Consider the following 1965-nt stretch of genomic DNA (forward strand, 5'->3'; position numbering starts at 1 on the left):
ATGTAGCTTCGTTTGAGGGGAAGGCGAATGCATTGGGACGAGCCTTGTCTGTTGCAGTACGATTTCCGTGTCGGCGCCAAACAACGCGCTGCGATTGCCCGGCTAGGCTTCCCGAAGCTTGATCAGGCGCATCCAAAGGAATGGATCTGCGCTTTTCAGATACAAGGGCTCAAGGACGATCGAATCCGGCGGGCGCGCGGTGCGGATGGAGTTCAAGCGCTCACAATCGCGTCCATGGCTATTCGCGCACGACTCGATCGGTTGAAGACAATTGGTCCAAGTTCGGTGCCTTACGAGGTCGTTTTTCCGCGGTATCTTCCATTTTGCTATGGCCTCGAATTTCACCGGAAGTTGTGCAATCTCGTGGATGTCGAGATCAAGACGAAAGAGGCGCAGCTATCGAGGGCCAGGCGGCGCTACAAACATTCGCTCGAGTAATGGAAGAGCTGGTAAAGGCTACTAGTTCAGGCGCTCGTAGCGTTGTCCGTTTCGGCCGAACGCGATTCTTCCATGAGCCTTCAACATTCTGACATCGAGGCGCCCCCGCTGTAGCCGACCGATGAGGTTGAAGCAGATGAACACACAGAATTTGGCGCGCGATGCTCATCGCACGTCGCCCCATTCGGCACCTATGACAAGCTGCTCGGCTACGACTTCCTGCTCACGGGCGAGTATCTGCTGGCCATCTCGCAAACCGGTCTGACGCTGGAGAAGCTCGACAGCATCTCGTCGTCGCTCGATGCGCTGACGCTGAGCCTCGACGCGCCTACGCGACCGCGGTGCAGCGCGGATCGCGCAGCTCTCGAACGCTCATGCGCTTGACCTCTTCCGAGGCCCCAGGCTCGAGGCGACGCTGGAAAGCCCTTGATCGATAGAGCCTGCCGGGCCAGCCTGTCTGCGACGAAATCGGTCGTGCTTGAGTGCGATTCAACAGGGTCCATTCTTCGGCTTACGCGACCAGAAGCTGCTATCAAACGTTTTGTGGACACGGTATTGTCGCCGCATCACGTCCCGTCGTCGCAGTCCTTGATGATGGTTTTCTTCGCAGTCCCCAAGCTCTTGCGGACGTCGAGCAGGGAGAAGGTCTCCTGGGTCTGGTACTTGGGGAATTCGACGACAAAGGATTTCTGTTTGGTCGTGGCCAGGGCTTTGACGAGCTCCCTGAAATCCCACTGGTTCTGTCGTCCCGCAGCCTTGAACTGGCTTCCGTCGAGAAGGAAGGGATAGTTCTTGCCATCGATGATGATCTGCACGGTCACCGCTTCTTTGGCTTGAGGCTTGATCCGCGTCACCGTGATGAACATGCCCGGCGTTTTGTCGTCGCTGCCAGCCGGACAATAGATGCTGAAGGTGGATCCGGCGCTGTTCTCGATGTTCGCTTCCAGCGTGCCCTGGCCATAGCCGAGCGTCCAGCGGAAGTCGACGGCCAGAGCGGTGGTGCCGCTCAACATCAGAGCGAGCGCAACGGGTAGCAGCTTCATCTGTCACATCCTGCAGTGGTGGGATGCTTAGTTATAGATGGATCGTCCGACATTGCAATCGCACTTGCCCGTCCAAAGGGCGAGCCAGCTTTTTTGAATCCGGACCTGGAGGTAGATATGGGTTTCCGCGATGATGACGTGTTTGCTCCGCAAACATATGCGGGCACCGGCGGCCTTCTCGGCAGACTGTCGGCGCAAGTCGGACCAAGAGCCAATCCGAACGCGACCGAGCCGGGCGCGTATGATCCAAAAACCTTCGGCAACGCCGCGGCTGGCTTGATCCGAAGATTGCGCGAGCTGCAGCAGCAACAGGCTCCCTATCGGCCAGGCGCAACGAGGGCCTCTGGTCCGCTGACCAACCAGATCGTGAGCGCTGAAAGCGCGGGCAGGGCCAATGCCACGAACGGTCTCTCGACCGCTTTGGGAGCCGGGCAATTTCTTCGCGGGACCTGGCTGGACATGCTGGCCAAATACAGGCCGGACC

General features: G+C 58.6%; 2 protein-coding genes and 1 pseudogene. 2 read left to right on the top strand and 1 reads right to left on the bottom strand.

Translation table 11 applies throughout. The features are described from left to right. Positions 1-27: 27 nt before the first annotated feature. Positions 28-438, top strand: coding sequence for a DUF6968 family protein (locus ACXJL8_RS39775; protein ID WP_456624001.1), 411 nt, complete (start codon positions 28-30; stop codon positions 436-438). A 566-nt stretch (positions 439-1004) separates the two neighbouring features. On the opposite strand, the gene ACXJL8_RS39780 is transcribed toward ACXJL8_RS39775, so the two are convergent. Beyond that, positions 1005-1451: a hypothetical protein gene (locus ACXJL8_RS39780; protein WP_456686894.1), complete on the bottom strand. Its 447-nt coding sequence runs from the start codon at positions 1449-1451 to the stop codon at positions 1005-1007. A 147-nt stretch (positions 1452-1598) separates the two neighbouring features. Here ACXJL8_RS39780 and ACXJL8_RS39785 point away from each other — a divergent pair. Beyond that, positions 1599-1965: pseudogene (locus tag ACXJL8_RS39785) on the top strand (hypothetical protein); the annotation flags it as partial.

The sequence above is a fragment of the Bradyrhizobium sp. P5_C11_2 genome (assembly GCF_054049755.1).

Excerpts from the sequence above, each read along its gene's own strand:
- ACXJL8_RS39780 (WP_456686894.1), bottom strand. The coding sequence starts at position 1,451 with ATGTTGAGCGGCACCACCGCTCTGGCCGTCGACTTCCGCTGGACGCTC.
- ACXJL8_RS39775 (WP_456624001.1), top strand. The coding sequence starts at position 28 with ATGCATTGGGACGAGCCTTGTCTGTTGCAGTACGATTTCCGTGTCGGC.